Below are 23,693 nucleotides of genomic sequence, written 5' to 3'. Positions count from 1 at the left end.
CTTCGTAGCGGGCTTAATGTCCATTAACCTCTACACCATCGCTTGATAAGGACTCGTCAATTTATCCAGTTGCTGTACCAACAAGCTGAGGAATAAACCAACATCTGTGACAACGCCGACGGATTCCACAGAACCGCGATCGCTTAATTTCGTCACTACAGATGGGTTAATATCCACGCACACCATCTTCACCCCCGCAGGTGTCATATTCCCCACCCCAATCGAGTGGAGCATACTGGAGAGCATCAAAATCATGTCCGCCCCTTCCAACTGCTTGGCATACTCGGTTTGAGCTTTAATTAAATCCATCTCGGTATCCGGCAGGGGGCCATCATCGCGGATCGAACCGGCAAGAACAAAGGGCACATTGTTACGCACACATTCATACATCACGCCTTTTGTCAATACCCCATGTTCTACGGCGGCGGCAATATTGCCATAGCGACGGATTAGGTTAATCACTTTCAGATGGTGCCGATGTCCGCCCCGAACTGGAACGCCGCGTTTCATATCCACGCCGAGAGAGGTTCCCATCAAGGATTGCTCAATGTCGTGAACCGCGATCGCATTTCCTCCCAGAAGCGCCTGCACATAACCTTCCCGAATCAGACGCGCTAGGTGCTGACTGCCACCGGTATGAATCACCACCGGCCCGGCTGTTACCACAACTTTACCGCCGCGATCGCGCAGTTGACGCAATTCCCAAGCAATTTGCTCCACAACCAATTCCACCCGACGTTCGCTGGAAACACCGGATGCCATAAAGCTAAATTCCTGGGTGTTGCGCTGTTCGCGAGATTCCGTCTTGCGTACCGTGCGAATCCCTTCCACCCCGACAATCACATGTTCACCCACTTTTAAGTCCCGCAACAGTTTGCAGTGAGCCACTGGGCCATCGGGGGTATGGGTAATGGCGATCGCACCATCCATGCGCTGATTGTGTACCTTAATCCACTCACAATTAACCCGCACTTCAGTTGGATAGATCGTCGTGACATAAAAGTCATCCGGAGCCACACCATCTTGAATCACAGGTTCCAGATTGCTATCACATACCTCTTGGGGCGGAGCCACCGCACCCAAATCGATCAGCAGGGTCATCATCTCTTCCATCAAATCATGGGAAGGAGCCGATACCTTTACCTCCGCACTGGAGGTACTTTGCCGCTGTTCTCCCAGGTTGAAATTGAGAACTTGGAAACTGCCCCCATTTTCCACCACCAAATCGAGCGCCCTGCTGATCAGGCCAGAATCGAGTAAGTGTCCCTCCATCCGCACGACGCGGCTTTCCACCGCGGTATTGGCATGGATTTCGGCGCGAACGGGTTCAGTGACTCGCAGCGTCAGGCACTTCGCCGCACCACCGGCTTTCAAGAATTCGGTGAGGGGTGTTTCAACCACTTCAAACCCAACAGCAGTAAGACGCTTTTTCAAGTCCTCACTGGCTTTATTCATCACCACCACTTGGTCGATATTCACCGCATTACAGGCGAAGTTCACCGCATCTGGCTCATCCAGTGCAATCCGTTTTTCCGGTGCCACCCGCATTTCAATCAAGCGGTTGGAGTAGGCATCGAAGGCGGGTGGGTAGTAGAGTAAATAGCCACCCGTGAGGGGACAGAAGCAGGTATCGAGGTGATAGAACCGCTCATCGGCTAACCGCAGCGATACCACTTCGATGTCAAGCCATTTAGCTAGGTAGGGGTGAGAGTCGAGTTCCGAACGGAAACCATAACCCGCCCATAACCAGCGTCCTTCTCGGTCGAGTAACGCATCCCCCGCCCCTTCAAAGGGGAGGTCTTTTGGGAGTTCATGGACGGTGTAACCTTGGCTTTCAAACCACTGTTTGAAGTAAGGTTCCTCACCCTGACGCTCTTTGTGGAGGAAGCGGCTGAGGACGACAGTCTTACCCAAAACTAAACCGGCATTGGCTGTAAATACCATATCCGGCCAACCGGGTTGAGGTTCAACCAGATCGACGAGTGCCCGGTCTTTGAGCGCGTAGTGCAGCTTTTGCCACTGTTCCACGGCGCGATCGCGCGAAGACTTGTGAATATTGCCCTCCATCCATGGATTAATCACATAATCCACGTCGTAGTGTTGAGGGGAGCACATGAGGAAGCGAATCGAATCAGTCATAATGGGTTTTAAGCTGAGGTGGATGCTGAAAAGGCGAGAAATCCCCTTTCTACAAGCGAACGCAAAAGGCAATATAGCCACTGCAAGAGCCACTCCTTATCGTTCTCTCCAGGAGTGGGCGGCTGGCTAGGAGAAATACCAAATGTCTATTTTACCGTTCTAGGAGAAATTAGCAGGCTGATTCTGAACAATTTTTAAGGAATGACACAAAATCAAAATCTGTGGAGTCGGCGCTAAGGCTTGTGTATACACCGATGTTAGAGTCCAGGGAGGTTTTTCCTGGGCTTGGTTATTATTCTATTCAGGGAGTGAAGATTGGTGAATAAAACGTTTCTTATTTCATGTTCTTTATTAACTTTTTTATTAACTGGTCATCCATCTATTCAACGTGTTCAAGCTAAGCAAACTCTGCTCATCGCTCAATCCATCTGGAAGCCATTCTCTTCCCAAGAAGGCGGATTTCGAGTCTTGATGCCTGGGACACCCATTCAAGAGCAAAGAACGACTCAAACGAAACTCGGTACTTTTCCGACCAACACATTTACTGTGATTCGAGAAAATGAGGCTGGTTATGTGGTCGGTTATTTAGATTTTCCCCAAAATATCCCGTTGAATTCTCGCAATCAAAACCAGTACTTAACGGCGGTCGCAACAGGTTTTGCCCAGGGTTCTGGAGGACGGCTAGTAAAACAACAAAATATTCGTGTCGGAAATTTACCGGGTAAGGAAATTCGACTGCAATTTGAGCAAGGGGTTATTGGTAGAGGCCGACTTTTCTTAGACAATAAACGTTTGTATATCGCCCTAGTAATAACAGATAAGGAAAGCAGTTTAACCAAAAGTATTCAAGGATTTTTCAAGTCGTTTCAACCCATTAATCGTTCAACCGGTGCCACAAAACCTACACCCCAGAAACCCACTATGGATAAACTCAATGGGGAGTTGAAAAAAGCTGTTTGTGGTCAAAACTGGCCTCAAGCGCTGAAAGTCATTGACCAAATGGTTGCGATCGCACCGAGTGCCGAGGTTCGTAGTGACTTAGTGGCTTACCGAACTCAATTACAAGGTCTTGCCAATTCTGGGTCGAAAATTCCTCCGGAGTCGCTTCCGGGTTGTACTCCTGGCAGCTAAAGATCGCCGTCAAAACATAGATTTAACGGAAGTTTCCCTTTAGGGAAACTTCCGGTTTTCTACATCATTTGAGACTAAATACAAAGCTATACAAATTCTCAGTTGCTTGATTCTAGCAATTAGCTCATTCATGTCAGCAATAAGCTGTGCAGTGTCTCCGTAATGTTGCTTGTTCGCAACCTGCATTTTATCTGTCGGATATTCTGGCATGGCAGTGAGGCAATTTTCATACTTAACTTATCCCCAAAATTTTGACAAGTTTGTATGCCTGCACCAAACTCCCTAAAGTGTTAGATGAATGTATCCATCCTTTGTAATAGCAGATACATTTCACCCCTTTGGGTACAGCAAGCTGATCCGATTAATCAACTCCAAGAGGTAATGAGCGATCGCCCAACTTGGGCAAACCCTACCTAGAGATATATCTCTTTAGTAAGATTAGTCAATCCCCTGAATCTTAAGAGATTATAAAGGATATTTCCTCATCTATCCTAAGAAAGAAGTTGTAGAGCTTGGTGCCAGTAAGAATTGAAACAAGAAGTTGACATAACATTGATGTGAATAGTAGACGCAAAGCAAATAAAGGTAACCCAACGATTTGGTTGAGCATTGACCCTACGACCGTCAAGCAAAGAATCGATACGATTACTGAGCGTCTGGAAAGGGTGCGACGCCAGTTTGAGTCTCCAGTTGAAGCGGGTTACTCGAATAGCCAAAAGGAAGATTAATTACTATTCCTCTTTAGAGTTAGGCAAGTTTCCATTTCTCTCTCGCTGGCACTGGATATAATGCCTGGGTGCGCCCAAGCTAATTTACCACTGGACAGTTTCACTTGTATCCAGCCCTTATCAGTCCGCTTGCCCGTCACTGGGAGCGCACCCTTGAAGGATTCAATCACTTCACTCTCAAGTGCAATCGGCTCAGAGCGGAGATTGCCATTTACAAATATCATGCAATTTTGGCTTTTTGGCGATGGGGAAGCCGTCGAACTCGTCTCCTGGTTAGAATGTTTGACCGCCGCAGATGACGGAGAGGAAGAGCTAGCTGATGAGGAGGCTTGATCTGCCAAATTAGCAGGAGGTGTTACTGGATTGCGGCTAGAGATCCCAACGGCTAAAGCGACAGCGACTAAAACTCCTCCAATTCCAAGGGGGATCAGGACTTTATAAGGAAAAGCAGAAGCGGAAGCAGAGTTAGTGCTTGACTCGGCGGAATTTGATGATAAGTTTCCGGCAGGAGTTTGGGGAGTGGGTTCTTCCGGCAGCAGACGAGTGGATTGTTGCAGCACTGTCTTCTGTGTTGCAGATGCAACCCCTGGCTGACTATCACTAGGAGTTGGAGTGAACTTCTCCGCCTCATCCTCAGATTCCGGTGTTGGGGGAGTGGGTTCTTCTGCTAGGAGGCGAGTGGAGTGTTGCAGCACCGTTTTCTGTCCCGAAGATGCAACGGTTGGCTGGTTGTCACTATGAGCTGGAGCGAACTTCTCCGCCTCATCTTCAGATTCCGGCGTTGAGGGAGTGGGTTCTTCCGGCAGCAGGCGAGTGAACTGTTGCAGCACCGTTTTCTGTCCTGAAGATGCAACCACTGGCTGACTATCGCTATGAGTTGGAGTAAACTTCTCCGCCTCATCCTCAGGTTCCGGCGTTGAGGGAGAGGGTTCTTCTGCTAGGAGGCGAGTGGAGTGTTGCAGCACTGTCTTCTGTCCCGAAGATACAATCACTGGCTGACTATCACTATGAGTGGGAGTGAACTTCTCCGCCTCATCTTCAGATTCGTGGAGACGGGCTAGCCTCAAAGTCATTTGCTCTTCAATCGGCGCGACATCTTGCTCTCTAAGCCCTAAACACTGTTGAATAATCCTTAACTGTTTGCGCTCTGGAGTTGCCAACGGGTAGTCATAGCTAATCACTTTCGCCAACTCCCGCTTATATAGCTGCAACTTTTCCTGGTACTCGTCATAAGGTTTGAGGACTTCCGCTTCGATCGCGCTAAACTCTTGAGAGTGAATACCTAAACTCCCAGCCAGTTTATCCAAGCTAGAGCGACCGGCAGGAGAAATTTTTCCCTCATTCACCCAACTATGCACGGCTTTGCGGTATTTGAGGTTCGGGTCATCAAGGGGTGCTTTGAACAGTACAATCTTATCTCCACCCTCAGCCGAATAAAACTCTGGTTTCAGGGCAGGAGCTGCGATTTGAGTTCTTTGAGTAGCGTACTCATGTAACTCACTCAGTGAAATCCAGCCTTCCTGATTGAGATCTGCGGCTCCTGTTTTGATTCCCTCTACTAAGTAACGGGTATAGATAGAGTGGGGATAGTCTCTCGCTTCCAAGGACTCCTGAATCGGAGTGAAACAGGCAAGAGTGGATTGTCTTTTAGCATCCAATAAAGATTTGATCTCTAGCGTCTGCTCCTCATGGGTTGCTATTTCTGGGGCAGATACCAAATTCAAACAACAATCTAAGATGACAATATGGTGTTGACAAGGGCTGTGGCTGATTAAGTCATGCACAAAATTGATGGGAATAGCACTGACTCTAATCAGTTCCGCTCTAGGACTTTTGGGAGTGATGGCTGTTGCAAAGTAAACTTTACCGCTCTCATCCCAAACAATATGACCGGAAAAAAATAGCAGCACTAAGTCATCGGGAGTACGGTCTGAAAACAATGTTTCAATCGCCTCTCGCATCACGGGGGGGTTAGGATTTGACAAGTATTTCACCTCGTCAAAACTGCCCATCTTGAAAGACTGCAAAACTTGCTGCACTGCCTCGACATCTTTCACCGCGTCAGGGAGTGGGTGCAATCCAGACCCATACTCGCTGACCCCAATCAGGAGTGCTACCTTTGCCATTGTTAATTTCCTACGTTGCTATGAATTCCTGTGCGTCCAAGTCTGGATCATTCAAGACCCTTGTCAACTGAATGTTAGGATGCACCGACTGTCTTAGCCCCTGGAAAGTGAGCGAGAGTGTATTACGCTGATTGCACTATTCAGGTATTTCCCTTGTCTCTCTGTTATATCCTGTTGAAAAGGTAAGCATCCACCCATAGCTTTCCATCGGGGAATCACGATGCGTGATAACTGGGTATGGAAGATGAGATTTATGAAGTTATAGACAAATGCATGAAGACTCCGTCCTCCTGTAGCAGGACGGAGTTTTGCATAATCTACTCTTAACAAAAGTTACGACGTTGCTGTCTTTTTGCCATTTTTAGCATCCTTGGGCGGTACCTTGGATTCTGGGGACGTGGCTTCAGTCTCCGACTCATTCATCTCAGACTCACTGTTTTTAGAGCCTTTCGGCAGCATCGGTTCTAAGAGTTCCCACGCTTGCTCGGCGGTAGGCAGAAATTTATCATGAGCGGCTCTGGCTTCGGCAAACTTAATTAAAGTTTTGGAAAAGTTTTTATCCATTGCCTGCTGCATCTGTTCTGGTGTCAGCGGTTCTGGAGAAAATAATGCCTCAATCACAGGCCGTAATTCGGCTGCGCCTTTATGAGCCTCTTCCAAGGAACCCCTTAAACCGGCTAAAGTGGCGATCGCTTTAACAGCCTGAATCACCTCTGGTTCATTCTCCTGTGAGGGGTCAGTGGGGGGTGGCTCCACCATAATTAAATCCTCAGTACTCAACCCATCGGCAAAGCTTTCTCGATTCAAGGTATCATCCTCTGGGTCATCCATACGGCGTTGAATTTCTTCGAGGGCTTTTTGTCGAGTTTTATCATTGTCGGTTCGCCCTTGAACTTCAACAAACAAGCCCAGTTCTCTTAAATCCTTCGTCGTATACTGTACTGTAGCTTTTGCCATGACTGTCGGTATTTTTTCGATGATTTTGTATGCCCGTGTCGTGATTTTACAACGGGAACTTTCGACAGTACAGTTGTATTATTTTTGATTTAATCTTTACCAACAAAAAGCCTGCCACTTTCTCTCTAAGCAACAGGCTACCCAGTAGGATTGGCATCAATTCTTAACCGATACTAAAGCACACCCGTTCGACCCGCACCCGGACCCATTGTTGTGGGTGAATCAGCATCATAGATACCCCAATCCATAACCCCTCGATTCTCTAGAATCGCTTCAGCTCTCAGGATGTCCTCGGCGGTACTCTCGACAATAATCAGATAATCCCCTTGAGAGACTCGCTGGTCATAATATTTAGCTTTATCTTCCGGAACTCCCCAACCAATGAGTGCTCCAACCAGTGCACCACCCGCAGCACCAATGGCACCCCCTAACAGGGTGTTAGCCAGAAGCATACCCGCTTCTGCAACAGGACCGACTCCAGGAATAGCCAACAAACTCAAGCCGCCGACTAAACCAATTAAACCTCCCGTTACGGCACCAGCCGTTGCACCGGCTTTAGTTCCACCTTCAACTTGATCTTCTTTGCCATCGCTCACACCCGCACCACCAATCTGGTCATTGGGGTCTGCGTTTTTGACAATGACAGATACTTTATTCATGTCAAAGCCGGCGTCTCTCAGTTCAGTGAGCGCGTGTTCTGCATCGCGGCGGTTAGAAAAAATGCCGACAGCGCGTTGGATTCGTCCTACAGCCATGCTTTCCTCCTTCTGGTTAAGCATATATGAGCCTGCAATCAAGCAGAGTCAATTTTTTGTGCTCTTAGCTACCGCTTTATTTTGTTCATTGAGTTCTAAAAATTCATCACTCTGTAGCGGTAACCGAGTTTGTGCCATTAGAGGGGTGAATTTCGCCTTTGCGACGCTTAGCTTACTCAATCCGCTCATGGGGTTCGCGGTTGAGACAGTATCCGGTTTATCAGTTTATCAATGAAGGGAAGGACACTGGCATTAAGAGCCGCTACCCATGATCGATATTAATTAAGCTGCTTTCTTCAAGTCCGTCCTCGGATAAACTCCGGCGGAGGAGTTTGTTTTTCTATGGGCGAATTCTATCCCCTAGTCAGTAATACCCTCATTTAATTATTAATAATTGTAAACTTAAAGACACAAGGGCTAGAAACCTGATTCTGACGTAGATAAACTAGGCAAAGTGCAGATGTACTCATCATTTCTCATGACAAAGTGTGAGGCATTAAAGCCTGAATGATTCCGCTACAACTAACCCTAAAAAACTTTCTCAGTTACCGCGATGCCATCCTAGACTTTCGCGGTCTGCATACAGCTTGTATCTGCGGGCCGAATGGCGCGGGTAAATCTTCCCTCCTCGAAGCAATTACTTGGGTGATTTGGGGGCAAAGCCGCGCTGAATCCGAAGATGATATCATCCACGCCGGCGCGAAAGATGTCCGGGTCGATTTCATTTTTCAAAACAACCAGCAAACCCATCGTATTATTCGGACTCGCCACCGGGGACAAAGTAGTTCTCTCGAATTTCAAATTGAAACAGCAGGGGGCTTTCGTTCATTAACCGAAAAAGGCGTCCGAGCCACTCAGCAGCTAATTCTGTATCATCTAAAGCTGGATTACGACACATTTATTAATTCGGCTTATTTGCGTCAAGGTCGAGCCGATGAATTCATGCTCAGGCGTCCGAGTGAGCGCAAACAAATTCTAGCTGACTTACTGAAACTCGATCAGTATGAAACATTGGCGGAGCAGGCTAAAGATTTATCCCGACAGTTTAAAGGTCAAGCGGAACAGCTAGAGCAAAGTTTGCAGACAATCAAGCAGCAGTTGGAGCAACGAGACGAGATACTCGAACAACAAACTCGGCTCAAAACAACTCTCCAACAACTGCAACAAGCCCAAGAAATAGACCAAAAACAACTACAACAACTGCAAGCCGTTGTACACCAACGCAGTACCTGGCAACAACAGTTGACCTTTGTCCGGCAACAAGAGCAGAATTTGAGTCAGGATTGCGATCGCCTCACTCAAGACATCGCCGCCACCGAAGCGCAACAACGCCAACTTGCCACCCTTCTAAGTCAAGAAGAGGCAATCAAATCCGGTTATTCCCAATACATCAACCTGCAACAACAAGAAGAAATTTTCACAGCCAAATTTCAAGCTTACCAAGAAGCCCAACAGCAAAAACAGCAACTACAACAACAGTTAACGCAACAAATTAATGAACTGAATTTAAAAATCCGCGACACACAAGCGCAACTCGCAGCCCTACGTCCTCAAGAACAAGAAATTCAGGACGCACTCTCGCGTTCCGGGGAAGTATCCGCTGCTTTAGAGCAACTGCACCTCGCTCGTAAGCGCTTGGTTGAGTTGGATCATTTGCAACTGGAAGTCTCTCCCCTACTGCAACGCCATACCTCACTACAAACTGAACTGGATCGTGCCCAAGCCCGACTCAGCGCCAGATTAGAAGAACTGTATTCTTCTGAAAAACAGCTCAATGCTCAAATTGCTGTCACCCCAGAGTTGCGACAAACCGTGCTACAAGTGGGTGCAGAAATTGGACAGCTAGAAAAAAAGCGTGTTTATCAACAGCGAGTGCAGGAAAAAGGACTCGAACGTCGCCACTTTCAAGAACGCTTACAGGAAAACCAACGGCGTTATGAGAAGCAGTTGGCAGAACTTACGCAAAAAATGGAGATGCTGCAAGTGCAGAATGCGGTTTGCCCTTTGTGTGATCGCCCTCTGGATGAAGCCCACTCTCATCATGTGATTCAGAAAACCGCTACCGAACATCAGGGCGTTCAAGAGCAATTCTGGCTGGTGCGAGAACAGCTAACCGTCTGTGAACGAGAATTACAGGTTCTCAGACATGAGTACGCCCAACTCTCCCAAGAACTGTCTCCTTACGAGAAGTTACTGGAACAACGAGGACAATTGGAAGCCCGATTGGAAGCGACAGACGAAGTTTACGATCGGCTGTATGAACTTTCCGAGGAAAAGGAACAACTGGAGCGATCGCTTCATGCGGGTGCTTATGCGGTAGATTTACAGGCACAATTACAACAAATCGAAGTTCAGTTACAGCAACTCAACTACAGTGAACAAACCCACGCCTTAGCACGTAGCGAAGTGGATCGTTGGCGCTGGGCAGAAATTAAGCAAGCCAAGCTGGAAGACGCACTCAAACGTCGGCGTCAAATTGAGGACAAGAAGCCACAACTCCAAGCTCAACTTGATGCCCTCCAAGGTTCACTGCACGAGTTGCAAACGACTTCTGAACTCAAACAGCAACTCGATGCCCTCGAAGAACACATGGCACAAATCGGCTATAACTTAGCTGAACACAACGCCCTTCGAGCTTCTGTGCGTCAAGCTCAATCCTGGCAACTGCGTTATCAGGAAGTCGTGTCCGCTCAACAACAATATCCCCAAGTCTGCCAACGTTTGCAAGCGCTGATGCAGACACGGCAAGCACGGCGTACTGAGCAAGAGGGGATAACTGCACAAATTGAAAGTATTGTCAAGCAAATTGAACAGTATCCCGACGCCACTCCAGAACTTCAAGCTTTAGAGTTAGGGATGCAACAACGGCGACGACAACTCGATGAACACCTTTCTGGGCAGGGGCGTTTACAACAGCAATTAACTCAATTGGAATCACTGCAAACGCAATATGAGGAAGAACACAAACAATGTCAAGAGCTGCAACGGCAATATCGCGTTCATCAGGAATTAGCGATCGCCTTTGGGAAAAATGGTATCCAAGCCCTGATGATCGAGAATATTTTGCCTCAACTGGAGGCACAAGCCAATCATATTTTGGCACGACTGACGGGCAATCAATTACATATCCAATTTGTCACGCAACGAGCAGGACGTAGGGCATCGAAGAAAACCACGAAACTAATTGATACTCTCGATATTCTGATTGCTGATGCGAATGGTACCCGACCTTATGAAACTTACTCTGGTGGCGAGGCGTTTCGGATTAATTTTTCCATTCGCCTTGCCTTAGCGCGACTGTTGGCGCAACGGGCGGGAACCTCGTTACAAATGTTAATTGTGGATGAGGGGTTTGGGACACAGGATGCAGAAGGATGCGATCGCTTGATTGCGGCGATCAATGCGATCTCGTCTGATTTTTCTTGTATTTTGACGGTCACGCACATGCCTCAGTTTAAAGAGGCGTTCCAGACCAGAATTGAAGTGCGTAAAAGTGAGCAAGGTTCTCAATTAAGTCTGTCGATATGACAGACTTCCCTACTCTTCGGGCGGGAGTGGGGGAGCCGGGGAGCCAGGGAGCAAGCTTTTTGACGCTTGCTGTGATTTAATGTAGTACAGGAGTCCGTAAAATTACGGTAATTTTGTCTTTCTTTGTAATACATATACGTTCCGTATCTTTACGGTGTATTTGCTAGTTAAACAACCTTTATGGTATTTATATAGCCCAACAAGGGGTGCAGCAGCTTCAAAGCTGTTCAATAAAATAAAGAGTAGCTAAGATATTGCCTTATTTTCGCTACAGTAAGAGCTGGGTTGAGTAATAACTTGCCAGAGTTGGGCTAACAGATCAGGGTACCTACGACTTAGACGTTTCAATGTTTTCTTGCCCATTACTGTTGTTTCCAACACAAAAATGAATTCTTTGCTGAGAGAAAAATCTATTTCCCCAGTAGCCCTTTAGGTGTTGCGTTATCCATCAGGAATGCAGAAATAAAAAGCAGTGAAAAGCAAGAAAAGAAAAACTTGCTCATGGGGGTTTCCAGCCTATTGGACAGTAACTCTTCAGTGAGGTTAAGTCCTGAATACAGAGGCAAGTGCAGAACATGAAACGGCGAGGTGAGTACTAATACTCGGAGTCTCAAACTCCTAGAGATCTGGAATGGGGATCAACTATGCGAACGACTAGTACCAACAAGCTGCCCCAAGCCGAGCTAAAACTGGCGTATGGCATTACAGTAAGCATTGTGAACAGAGCATATAACTCCTCTGTTCAACGGGTAGAGCAATTCAGCAGCATCCAAGAAAAACGTGATTCTCGTTTCCTCTGGCTGCTTGTTGGGAGTGTGATCATTGGGAGTTTTATCTGGTTAATGCAATTGATCCCCCTAGAAGGATGGAGTATTCAGTTAGCTGGCGTCTCGACTGCCGTGTTAGTCGTACTGCTAGCACCTGTATTCCTGCGTCGCAAAGGCGTTGCTGAGGCACAGGCAAAGTCAGGGACGAGTTCAGATGAACTTGCCTTTGATCTGCCAATCGAGAGCATTCAGCGCCTGCAAAAACAGAGTCAGGTACTCATGACTCTGACCCAAGCACAGACGCTCAACCGTGGAAATTTCCAAGCTATCATTGAGCAAATTACAGCTTCGGCGGCTGATGCTCTTGAGGTAGAGCGTGTCAGCGTGTGGTTATATAACAAAGACCGCTCCCAGATGGAGTGTGTTGAGGTGTATGACCCCAATACCGACTGCCATGCACCAGGAAGTGCTTCACCCACTCGCCCTCTCACCCCCTCACCTCACCATCTTAGGCCAGTAGCAATTGCCAATCGATTAGATGCCCCGATTTGGCTAAATGAGAAGATAGTTGGAGTTGTCTGCTACGAACACCTCACCCCAACAAGCACGTCGTGGACGCCACAAGATGAAAACTTTGCCAGTGCGATCGCCAATTTAGTCGCTATCGCGCTAGACGTGAATGTAAAGCTGACTCCCAAAGAAAATTACCAGAGTCGCTATCTCCTGAGCGTGAACGTTAGCGAATTAGGGATTCGTGATAGTGCCGCCATCGTATCACCAGAAGTGTCTAGCGGTAGCCGAGCCACGGCGTCTAGCGCATTAACAACTTCCTTACCAGAGCGGGACGCGCCAAAGTCTCAAGAATTAGACAATCACCCACAAGCGGCAGATCCCCCTGAAAGTAACGCGAGTGACCGATTTGTTGCCCCAAACTCCACCGAACTCCTGTGCCACTATACACCTGCTGGCATTTTTTTATATGCTTCACCCGCTTACTGCACGCTTTTAGGATACGCGCTTGATGAGCTAATTGGACAATCGGTGTACGACTTTTGTCATGCTCAAGATGTAGCGGCGCTCCAACAATTCTACGCCAACCTCCTGAACCCGCAACCAAGCGAACCCATCAACTACCGCATTCGTCGTCAAAACGGTAAGTATGTCTGGCTGGAAACCCTAAGCCACGCCATTCTTCATCCTGATACAAAAGTTGTGGCAGAGATTGTAGCCCTTTCGCGTGATATTACCCAGCGCAAACAGATCAAGGAAGCCTTACGAGCCAGTGAACGCCAGCTTCAGAAACTAACGGATAACGTTCCAGGAATCATTTTTGAATGTTTGCTGCGAGCGGATGGCTCTCTGTCCTTCCTGTTTGTGAGTCGTGGCGTTCGCGAAATCTGCCAGTTAGAGCCTAGAGAAATTCAGCAAAATCCTCAAGTACTGATTAATTTAATTCATGCCGATGACCGTCTCCGGTTCAATTGCTCTGTGGCTCGCTCCGCTAAGCGGTTACAACCTTGGAGATGGGAAGGGCGGATTATTCTAGCGTCCAGGCAAGTCAAATGGATTCAAGCCGCTTCTCGACCTGAATTACAAGCCAATGGCGATATGCTCTGGAATGGGATTGTGATTGATATTTCGGATCGCAAGCAAGCTGAAGCCATCTTACATGAGAGCGAAGATCGGTTTAGAGCCACCTTCGAGCAAGCGGGTGTGGCGATTGCTCAAGTCGCAGCCAACGGTCAATTTCTCCGAGTCAACCCAAAACTGTGCGAGATCACTGGCTATAAGCGCAGAGAGTTACTCACCAAAACCCTCGTAGAAATTACCCACCCAGAAGATCGCGTCGCCACTCAGGCTGACCTGAGCGAATTTTTTAACGACCAGAGGGAAACCCTCAACTTTGAGCAACGCTACGTCCACAAAACAGGTTCTGTGGTTTGGGCTAAGGTGACGGTGTCACTTGTGCGAGAACCGTCGGGAGTTCCTCAATATTGCATTAGCGTGATCGAAGATATCACAGAGCGGAAACAAGCTGAAGCTCTTTTAAACCAAGCGAACCGCGATCGGATCAATCTCTTAGAAAGCATTACTGAAGCCTTCTTTGCCGTTGACAGGGAATGGCGATTCACCTACATCAACTCCAAAACCGAGCAATTTTTATCCCGCTGTGCTGATGAATTATTGGGTCAGAGTTTGTGGGAGGTGTTTCCCTATGCCGTCGATTCCCAGTTTGAACAGCAGTATCGTCGAGCGGTTGCCGAGCAAGCCAGCGTCAAATTTGAGGAATTTTATCCCCCATTACAGCTGTGGCTACAAGTCCGAGCCTATCCTTACGAAGGGGGTTTATCCGTTTATTTTAGTGATATCACAGAACGGAAACAAGCAGAAGCAGGGCTATTAAAGCGATCGCGTCTCTCCAGCCTCGCCGCCGAAGTGGGGATTGCCCTTGCCAATGGTGGAAGCTTACTGAGAATTCTCCAACTTTGCACCGAGGCCATGGTGCAACAACTTCACGCAAGCAGTGCGACAATATGGACATTAAACCCGGCCTCACAACGGCTAGAACAGCAAGTTGCCACAGGTCAGCGTTTCCCTCTACAACCCGACCTGATCAATTTAGTTGCACAAACTCGTCAACCTTACTGGACTTCTGACGAGGATGGAACCAATATCTCTACCTCTTCTTCCCCATCACTCTCCCATCATTTTTCAGGATATCCCCTGGTGGTGGAAGACCGACTGATGGGCGTTATGGCGGTGTTAAGCCATCACCCCCTGTCAGAAGAAGCCCGTGATACGCTCAGTTGGGTGGCTAATGCGATCGCAATTGCCATTGATCGATATTGGGCACGCTCAGAACTCCTTACCCGTCGAGAATCCCTTCTATTTGGGTTAGCCAATCAAATCCGCAACTCCCTAGAACTGGATATTATTCTGGAAACCGCTGTTCAGTCCATTCGCAGCTTGTTCCAAATTGACAGATGCCACTTTTTGTGGTACGGGAACCAGGGTGATGAGCCGTATTGGGAGGTCGTCCATGAAGCCCGCAATCCCAATCTCGAAAGCCATATTGGTCGATACACCATGACTCAGGTGAGGCTGTCTGCGGATCGACTGCTCAATCGGCAAATCATTCAAATTGATCGAGTCGAGACGTTCAAAAATCCTCGCTTGCGGAAGTTCTTACTCAACATGGGCTATACCTCAGTCTTATCCATACCGATTAAGACTCATGACGGGGCGATTGGGGTGATTAGTTGCGGTCACTGTACGAGCGCACGACCTTGGGATGAGAGCGAGGTCGAACTGCTCCTAGCTGTTGTCGCCCAACTGGCGATCGCCCTCGAGCAGGCAGAACTCTACGCCAAAGCTCGTCAAGCCGCAGCTGACGCTCAAGCCAAAGCCCAAGAGGTAGAACGTGCGCTCAATCAACTACGCATGACCCAAGCTCAGCTCGTGCAGAGCGAAAAAATGTCTAGCTTAGGACAGCTTGTAGCGGGTGTGGCTCACGAAATTAACAACCCAATTAACTTCATTCACGGCAATCTAGCTTACGCTGGCGCTTATATTTACGATCTGCTCAACCTGTTGCACCTTTATCAGGAACACTACCCTGTACCGCCTGCCCCTATTGCCGAGCAAGCTGAGGTGATTAACATCGACTTTATCGCCACCGACTTGCCTAAATTGCTGGGTTCCATGCAACGGGGAACTGACCGTATCCGCACCATCGTCCAGAGCTTGAGGAAATTCTCCAGGGCGGACGAAGCCGATATGAAAAAAGTTGACGTGCATGAAGGGATTGAAAGCACGTTATTAATTTTGCAACATCGGTTAAAGGGAAAAGGGAAACATCCGGAAATTAAAATCTTCAAAGAATACGGTAGCCTGCCTGCTATCGAGTGCTATCCCGGAGAACTCAATCAAGTGTTTATGAACATTCTGATTAATGCCATTGAAGCGCTTAAGCCGTTAGATCTGGGTATTGAGCCACACTCCTCCCTATTCGCCCCTCATCCTGCGCCCACCATCACGATCCGCACCCGCATCTTAGAGTATTGTGACTCTCGTACTCTTACAGAAAGTTCGTTGGGTGAAATCGCCCAAAAGGCTTTGCCAGAGGAAATCGTAGAGCATCCTACCTCTAGTAGTTTCCCAACAGATACCTTATCCCGGCAAAGCTCCCAAAGAGTTGTGATCCAAATTTCTGATAATGGCCCTGGTATGACCGAGTCCGTCAAGGCCAAGTTATTCGATCCCTTCTTTACCACTAAACCCGTGGGACAAGGGAGCGGATTAGGATTATCGATTAGCTACCAAATTATCGTAGAACACCATCACGGAATTTTGACCTGTACTTCCATACCTGGACAAGGAACTGAGTTTTGGATCGAAATCCCAATTCAGCAATTGCTTTGATGGAACTATGGGCATCAACTCAAAATGTCAAGCTCGTGCCGTCTAAATTTAAAGGAATAATAAACAAATTTTTAATAAGTCCGGATATTTTATAGCATTGACTTGTATGACTTTGTATAGAGAAGGACAAAAGTTTGCGATTGAGTCACGCACAATTTATTCATTAGTTAGAGAGCTTTCCCCCACGCTCATCACTGACCTGATCACCGTAAAGAACGAAGCTTTGTGGTGGCAATTCCTATTACCTGATTGAATCAAGTTCTTCCCTTATTTTTTTTCGAGGAACTATGCAGAAAATATTAAGATGTGCTAGTATTTTCGGAAATCTATGCTACTTAAAATTGCTGCCAATTATTACCTTGGCACTCTGTTTTGACCTCGATAAAATTATCTCGGTACGGGAAATTAATGCTGCCGTTATCAATATTAGTGGACGCCAGCGAATGCTGTCCCAACGAGCGGCGTTGTTGGCTTTGAGACTCGTCTCTACTCCAGACGAAGGGGAACAGGAAAAGCTGCGTCAAAAAATGTTAGCCGCTATCGACTTGATGGAGAAATCCCACAATGGGTTGATTCATGGAGATCCTGAATTGAGATTACCCGGTCAACCCTCTGAGGAAATCCAATCGATTTATTTTGAAGCCCCATTCTATCTGGATCAACAAATCCGCCACTACATCTCTCAAGTGAGGGCTTTGGCTCAAATCCCTAGCTTAGAACTGACCTTAAATCATCCCCATGTAACCACTATTGTGAAAGCTTCAGAGAAAGACCTGCTTGAAGCTTTGGAGGCGTTAGTCAGTCAATATCAAAAAGAAAGTGATGAGGCTCAACTCGAAGTTGAACTCTATCAGGCTCAACTCTATCAAGAAAGTTGTGCTGCCACAGCCGCAGCCCAAGCTCATGCTCAACAGTTAGAGAAAGCCTTACTGGACTTGCGACGAACTCAAGCCCAGCTCATTGAAACGGAGAAACTTTCGAGCATTGGTCAGATGGTTGCTGGTGTCGCTCATGAAATTAATAATCCCGTCAGCTTTATTTATGGCAATTTGTGCTACGCCAGTGACTATGTCCAAGATTTATTAGCATTGCTGAACCTTTATCAGGAGTACTACGGCAAACACCATCCACCAGTACAGGCCAAAATTAAAGCGATCGATTTGGATTTTCTGCTCAAAGATTTACCAAAAGTTCTAGAATCCATGCAAGTTGGGGCGGATCGCGTTCGCCAGATTGTCCTGTCGTTGCGTAACTTTTCTCGTAGCGATCGCTTGTTAATGGAAGCCGTCAATCTTCACGAAGGTATTGATGGTACTTTGCTCATCTTGCAAAATCGCTTAAAAGCTCGCTATCATCGCCCCACCATTGAAGTGGTTAAAGACTACGGTGACTTGCCCTCCGTGGAGTGTTATGCCGGACAAATCAATCAGGTCTTTATGAACCTCTTAAGTAATGCCATTGATGCTCTAGAGGAAGTCCCTAATCACCTCGGTCGTATTACCATTCAGACTCGTGTTAATCCTGACCATTCTCGCGTCATTATCCGAATTTGTGACAATGGCCCAGGCATCACTCCAGACGTTCAAGCACAACTGTTTGACCCGTTTTTCACCACTAAGCCAATTGGCAAAGGTACGGGGCTAGGGCTATCCATTAGCTATCAAATTGTGGTGGAGAAGCACGGGGGTATCCTCAAGTGTGAGTCGGCACCGGGTAAAGGAACAGAGTTTTGCATCGAACTTCCACTGCAAGTGAGTAGGAGTTTGTCCACCCTCAAAGCAACCGCCATGGCTTTACAAGGATGAAGGATGAAGGATAAAAAAGTTTCATGCTTCACACTTCATACTTTATCTTTCATACTTATTTAGTTAAGATTTATGAGACCCTTTATAGATGCGCTCTTGCTGTTCAGGCGTAATCCATGCAGCCCTAGAAAACATCGCTTGAGGTGCCATGTACTTACCCGTGGTCGGGTTGTATTCTAAAACCTGTCCCGTTTCAATCTCATAAACCCAGGCATGAAGTTGGATTTGTCCGCTTTTGAGTCGAGATTGGATGACTGGATAGGTTCGCAAATTTTCTAATTGGGTGAGAACGTTCTCTTCAATCGCGGCATTCAGCAGTTGTTCACCCTCATAGTCTTGATAGTGTTCTTTCATAATCCGGCGGGTGGCTTCAGCGTGCTTGAGCCATTGATAAACCGTAGGCATTTCATCCGCGAGCTTGTCGATTTTCAACAGCCCTTTCATGGCTCCACAGTGAGAATGACCGCAGACGATAATGTCCTGAACGGCTAAAGCATGAACCGCATACTCAACGGCAGCGCCTTCGCCCCCATTCGTCGCCCCATAAGGCGGAATGATGTTGCCAGCATTGCGGATGATGAACATTTCACCCGGTTCTGTTTGGGTAATCAGATTTGGGTCAATCCGCGAGTCGGAGCAGGTGATGAATAGAACTCTCGGATGCTGCCCTTGAGAGAGCAGCTCGAATAGGTCACGGTGAGTGTTAAAGTAATTGGTCTGGAATTCATGTAGCCCTTGAATGATCCGCTTCATTAGTTCAAATTGCTCCAAGATGAAAAAGATACATTTCTATACATATAGCGAGTTTAGGTTCCAAATGGGAGGAAAAGGGTTGAAAAATTTTTCTGGATATAGTGGTAACGCCGTGTAATGATCGGATGGGTCGGTGTATAAACCTGAATACTCTAGCTAAGCCCCGACCGTAACGGAGCTTACCTGGAAGCCTCAACATCAGCGACTTGGAGTGATGCGTCAGAAAACAAAAGCTAAGGTAGGAACCAACGGAATGTGATAACGTAATTTTGCTCGACTTAGATTAGAGAATAATAATTATCTCACTTTTTAGTACATAAAAAGAAAAGCCTGTTTAGCGCTAAAGGACGGCGTGGGAGTGTTCGTTTGTCTGTGTTTTTTCTGTGGCTTTGCGGTCTCAATCAAAAAGATTGGATTAAGAGTAAAAAATACTACAATTCTTACTTTTAGAATTCGGTTACTATTTCTACAGTTTATCTAAAAGACTGTTAGCAACTATCAAGTTGAAGGATGGAACTTTTATAAAGCTTAACGGTTTATTGACGAGGAATGAGGGATTCGTGTTGGTTAGGAATTGAAGGAAGACTGGGAAATTTTTTCTGGAGATGTCCCTGTGTCCTTCTATCCCCAGTTCCTTCAGGTGATGGTAAGAGGTTTAACGGATAGCCATCAAACTTCTATCAAGCTAGCCACTTGAAGCGCCAGAAGGGTGAGGGGCGCTTTTACGTGATCTCCAGAGTAAGAACATTTCGGGAACAGTCTAGAGATGAATGAAATAAACCAGCCCTGTGTTAGTCCCGGTGCCAGTGTGCGCGTCGGAATTCTCCACTCGTTAAGTGGAACGATGGCGATTAGTGAGGCATCCTTAAAAGATGCAGAGTTGATGGCGATCGCAGAAATTAACGCGGCTGGTGGTGTCCTCGGCAGAACCATTGAACCCGTGATCGAAGATGGAGAATCTGACCCCCTAACCTTCGCACTCAAAGCCAGAACCCTGATCGAACGAGACAATGTTGCTACCATTTTTGGCGGCTGGACTTCATCTTGCCGCAAATCAGTCTTACCCGTTTTGGAAGAACACAACGCGCTACTGTGGTATCCCGTTGAGTATGAAGGACTAGAATGCTCACCACACATTTTCTACACCGGCATTTGTCCCAACCAACAAGTTGGCCCAGCCGTTGATTGGTTACTGCAACACGAAGGAACCCGCTTTTATCTAATTGGCTCTGACTACGTTTTTCCCCGAACCGCCAATAAAATCATGAAAGCTCAGCTCATTCGCAAAGGCGGTACAGTAGTCGGGGAAGAATATGTTCCCTTGGGAACCACAGAATTTGGCAATGTGATTCGGCGAATCCAGCAAATTAAGCCCCATGTCGTATTCAATGCCCTGAATGGTGATAGCAATCTGGCATTTTACCAACAATACAAAGAGGCTGGGATTAGTGCCGAAGAAATCCCGATCATGGCGACCAGTATCGCAGAAGAAGAACTACGACGGATTGGGGGAAGCACCGCCGCCGGTCACTATGCTAGTTGGAGCTACTTTCAAAGTATCGACACCGCCAAAAATCGCGCCTTTGTCGAGAATTTCCAGAAGCGGTATGGGTGTGATCGCGTCACCTGTGACCCCATTGAGGCTGCTTATACTCAAGTCTACTTGTGGAAACAATCAGTGGAAAAAGCTGGCTCCTTTCAGGTCGATTTAGTGCGTGAAGCCGCTTATGGGCAAACCTTTGAAGCACCGGGGGGTATGGTTAGCATTGAAAAGAATAATCATGTCCGCAAGCATTGCCGCATTGGCAAAATTTTACCCAATGGTCAATTTCAGATCGTTTTTACCAGCGCGGGTGCGATCAAACCCCATCCTTGGTTAGGACTTGAAGAATTAAGTGAGAGTGTCTCGCCGGTCGTCTTTGATATGCTGGCAGAAGTCTCACAGTCGATTCAATATAGTTGCCTGCTGGAACAAAAGTCCCGTGAAGTGGAAGCGGCGATGGCTCAATTGCTGGCAACCAACCAACGGCTGCAAAAAACGCAGGACGAACTCGTACAAGCAGAAGCGCGATATCGAGAAGTGCAAGCGCGAGAAGAATTGCTCAAACGTCGTCTCTCTAGCCAAATCCGCAGTTCCCTGGAGTTAGATGAAATCTTAAAAACAGCCGTTCAAGAAGTCCGCAGTTTACTTCAGATCGATCGCTGTCAGTTCTTGTGGTACCACAAATCGACAGACTCCTCTCGATATGAACTGATGCACGCGGCTTATGACCCTCAACTTCCGGTTGAATTATACTGGCCGAGTACCATTGAGCAGGTGAAGACGATCAACAAACCCGTGCATGAACGGGAAGTCCTGCGAATTGATGAGATTGCCAGTGATGAGCAGTTGGAAATCAATAGTCGCGATCGCCTACAAGCTTTAGGATTAAGAGCACTATTGGTTGCACCGGTGCAAACTCGTTCCCACCAAAAAGGAGTGATTGTTTGTGAACACTTTCGCGGGAACCGCCCTTGGAACCATCATGAAGTGGAATTAATTGGTGCGGTGGTGGATCAAGTGGCGATCGCCATCGATCAATCTGCACTTTATGCTCAAAGTCGCACAGCGGCAACTTTAGCGACGGCTCAAGCTGAACAACTCAAGAAAGCCCTGCATGACTTACATTCTTACCAAGCGCAATTAGTGCAAACAGAAAAAATGTCTACCTTAGGCACCCTGGTGGCGGGTGTGGCTCACGAAATTAACAACCCCACCAGTTTTATTTACGGCAACCTGCACTATGCTAACGAATATATTAAAGATTTATTGGACTTAGTCCGCCTCTATCAAAAGTATTACCCCAAGCCCGCACGGGAAATTCAGGCTCATGCTGAAGCGGTGGAATTGGATTTTTTAATCGAGGATTTACCCAAAGTTCTCTCCTCAATGGCAACTGGAGCAGAACGGATTCGCCATCTGGTCTTGAGTTTACGCAACTTCTCTCGCCGTGACCAAACCCAGATGCAACCCGTCAATATTCATGACGGGATTGAGAGTACTCTTTTAATCTTAAATAACCGCCTGAAAGCTAATAGCGATCGCCCCGCTATCAATTTAATTAAGGAGTATGGAGAACTCCCCTTGGTAGAGTGTTATCCCTCTCAGCTCAATCAAGTGTTTATGAATCTCCTAGGGAATGCCATTGATGCTGTGGAAGAAGTACAGGATGAGTTTAAAAATTCTCGATCCGATTTTTCTCCCACTATCTGGATTTGCACCAAAGTTTCATCCCTCAATCAAGTTACCATAAGAATTGCAGATAATGGTTCGGGAATCACAGAAGAGGCTAAGAGCCAACTTTTTGACCCTTTCTTTACCACCAAACCCATGGGAAAAGGCACAGGATTAGGGCTATCCATCAGTTATCAAATTGTGGTAGAAAAGCATAAAGGGATACTGATATGTGAATCAGCGCCCGGACAAGGAACCGCGTTTTTGATTGAAATTCCGATACATCAAAGTAGCGATCGCGAGAATAATAAATCTGCTTCCGTAGCCGTACTTGAGCCGTCTTAATTTGGTTAATTTATCAGTTTTTTTATGAAAATGAAACTATAGCATTTCTCTATTTGGTGAGGTATAACGTAGTTGGCTTGAAGGCAGAAAGCAGAGGGCAAAGGGTAGAAATTGAGTGTACTCCACTTATTTGATAACCGCTATATATTCAAAGATTTTCTTTTCTATCCCAAGCTGAGTAATACTACTCCAATTCATCAACACATTCTAAAAGAAATCCCTCCCACCAGCCTGTCCACCAAATTTCTTGGTTCCCACCTAATACCGCATCTAATTGAAAGGCTTGACAGGTAATGATGTAATAGTATTGATCAGAGTGAATCCCATAAAGCTTTACCCATTGTTCCGGATGTAATGTATTTTTATCCTCAAAAGGAATGAATGCATCCATTTCCGGTTTCGGTTCAGCGCTGTTATTTTTAAAAAAAATTTCTTTTATAGACAACAATTGAGTCATATTCCTGATGGGCTTTAGTCAATATAGAGCCTCGACGTTTGGGTTAGGGTATAACTTATGTTCAATTTATGTATAAGTTATTTACATTTAGTAATGGTTACGCCCTGAATCATTGACCTGATTTTTAGTAAATCCTACTGACTTTGCTCAAGAATTCCGGTAAATAGCGCCATACCCGTCCGCCACTGAGTTGGAACAAAATTTTCCACTCAAAGATGAAAATCTAACTAGAGACAGATGACAATAACTTATGCCAGACTGGGTGATGGCTTAGTTCACGCTCCGCCTTGAGAGACTTAACTCCAGCCATTTCATGAATATTTGAAAGGGCAACTAAGTTAAGGATGGAGTTGGAATGGGCTACCCATTCACCCTCTGTTTTTGAATTCAATGCTCAATGTTACGTGGAAAGTAGAACACTGCCCGAAATGTACCTGCTTTGCTGTCAAAAGCCTGGATGAGTTTTTTGGATGTCTGAAGTGTCGGGAACTACCCCAAAAGCAAGTGAGCGATTGCGATTCTCCAGAAGGGGGATGTGTCTATTGCGGTCAACCCTTAATTTTATT

At 46.7% G+C, this 23,693-nt stretch carries 13 protein-coding genes; 7 read left to right on the top strand and 6 right to left on the bottom strand.

Annotation, left to right across the window (positions count from 1 at the left end; translation table 11 throughout):
* Nucleotides 1-30 precede the first annotated feature (30 nt).
* Entirely contained in the window at nucleotides 31-2,139 is a 2,109-nt protein-coding gene (gene argZ / locus MIC7113_RS23950) for a bifunctional arginine dihydrolase/ornithine cyclodeaminase (protein ID WP_015184785.1), read from the bottom strand.
* 318 nt (nucleotides 2,140-2,457) lie between these two features.
* On the opposite strand from argZ, the gene MIC7113_RS23945 reads away from it, so the two are divergent.
* The 3 genes from MIC7113_RS23945 to MIC7113_RS36825 all read left to right on the top strand — a co-directional run bounded on the left by MIC7113_RS23945 (nucleotide 2,458) and on the right by MIC7113_RS36825 (nucleotide 3,998).
* A complete protein-coding gene (locus MIC7113_RS23945; protein ID WP_015184784.1) occupies nucleotides 2,458-3,270 on the top strand; it encodes a hypothetical protein in 813 nt (270 codons plus the stop codon).
* A 294-nt stretch (nucleotides 3,271-3,564) separates the two neighbouring features.
* Nucleotides 3,565-3,687 carry a hypothetical protein gene (locus MIC7113_RS38755; RefSeq protein ID WP_256374771.1) on the top strand — a complete coding sequence of 41 codons (123 nt, stop codon included), beginning with the start codon at nucleotides 3,565-3,567 and terminating at the stop codon, nucleotides 3,685-3,687.
* A 140-nt stretch (nucleotides 3,688-3,827) separates the two neighbouring features.
* The gene (locus MIC7113_RS36825; RefSeq protein WP_155898087.1) at nucleotides 3,828-3,998 is read left to right on the top strand and encodes a hypothetical protein; all 171 of its coding nucleotides are present in this window, start codon (nucleotides 3,828-3,830) and stop codon (nucleotides 3,996-3,998) included.
* On the opposite strand, the gene MIC7113_RS33785 is transcribed toward MIC7113_RS36825, so the two are convergent.
* The 3 genes from MIC7113_RS33785 to MIC7113_RS23930 form a co-directional block, all read right to left on the bottom strand.
* Nucleotides 3,995-6,124: a caspase family protein gene (locus MIC7113_RS33785; protein ID WP_015184782.1), complete on the bottom strand. Its 2,130-nt coding sequence runs from the start codon at nucleotides 6,122-6,124 to the stop codon at nucleotides 3,995-3,997. The genes MIC7113_RS36825 and MIC7113_RS33785 overlap by 4 nt on opposite strands.
* 333 nt (nucleotides 6,125-6,457) lie before the next feature.
* Nucleotides 6,458-7,081, bottom strand: a complete 624-nt coding sequence (locus MIC7113_RS23935; RefSeq protein ID WP_015184781.1) for a hypothetical protein — start codon at nucleotides 7,079-7,081, stop codon at nucleotides 6,458-6,460.
* Between the two features lie 173 nt (nucleotides 7,082-7,254).
* Nucleotides 7,255-7,836 carry a general stress protein gene (locus MIC7113_RS23930; RefSeq protein ID WP_015184780.1) on the bottom strand — a complete coding sequence of 194 codons (582 nt, stop codon included), beginning with the start codon at nucleotides 7,834-7,836 and terminating at the stop codon, nucleotides 7,255-7,257.
* 507 nt (nucleotides 7,837-8,343) lie between these two features.
* Between MIC7113_RS23930 and sbcC the strand changes: the two genes are divergently transcribed.
* The 3 genes from sbcC to MIC7113_RS23915 all read left to right on the top strand — a co-directional run bounded on the left by sbcC (nucleotide 8,344) and on the right by MIC7113_RS23915 (nucleotide 18,358).
* Nucleotides 8,344-11,364 carry an exonuclease subunit SbcC gene (sbcC, locus tag MIC7113_RS23925; RefSeq protein ID WP_015184778.1) on the top strand — a complete coding sequence of 1,007 codons (3,021 nt, stop codon included), beginning with the start codon at nucleotides 8,344-8,346 and terminating at the stop codon, nucleotides 11,362-11,364.
* Nucleotides 11,365-12,008: 644 nt separating this feature from the next.
* Nucleotides 12,009-16,553 (top strand): PAS domain S-box protein, encoded by a 4,545-nt coding sequence (locus MIC7113_RS33780; RefSeq protein ID WP_015184777.1) that lies wholly within the window; start codon nucleotides 12,009-12,011, stop codon nucleotides 16,551-16,553.
* Between the two features lie 287 nt (nucleotides 16,554-16,840).
* On the top strand, nucleotides 16,841-18,358 hold the full coding sequence (locus MIC7113_RS23915) for an ATP-binding protein (protein ID WP_015184775.1): 1,518 nt from the start codon (nucleotides 16,841-16,843) through the stop codon (nucleotides 18,356-18,358).
* Between the two features lie 63 nt (nucleotides 18,359-18,421).
* Here MIC7113_RS23915 and MIC7113_RS23910 read toward each other — a convergent pair whose 3' ends face one another.
* The gene (locus MIC7113_RS23910; RefSeq protein ID WP_015184774.1) at nucleotides 18,422-19,111 is read right to left on the bottom strand and encodes a carbonic anhydrase; all 690 of its coding nucleotides are present in this window, start codon (nucleotides 19,109-19,111) and stop codon (nucleotides 18,422-18,424) included.
* A 766-nt stretch (nucleotides 19,112-19,877) separates the two neighbouring features.
* Here MIC7113_RS23910 and urtA point away from each other — a divergent pair.
* Nucleotides 19,878-22,670, top strand: a complete 2,793-nt coding sequence (gene urtA / locus MIC7113_RS23905; protein WP_015184773.1) for an urea ABC transporter substrate-binding protein — start codon at nucleotides 19,878-19,880, stop codon at nucleotides 22,668-22,670.
* Between the two features lie 184 nt (nucleotides 22,671-22,854).
* Here the strand turns inward: urtA and MIC7113_RS23900 are convergent, their stop codons facing one another.
* Entirely contained in the window at nucleotides 22,855-23,127 is a 273-nt protein-coding gene (locus MIC7113_RS23900) for a hypothetical protein (RefSeq protein WP_015184772.1), read from the bottom strand.
* Nucleotides 23,128-23,693 lie beyond the last annotated feature (566 nt).

Origin of the sequence: Allocoleopsis franciscana PCC 7113 (assembly GCF_000317515.1) — a bacterium.
Classification (GTDB): Bacteria; Cyanobacteriota; Cyanobacteriia; order Cyanobacteriales; family Coleofasciculaceae; genus Allocoleopsis; species Allocoleopsis franciscana.
This window is presented reverse-complemented; position numbering and strand designations above follow the sequence as displayed.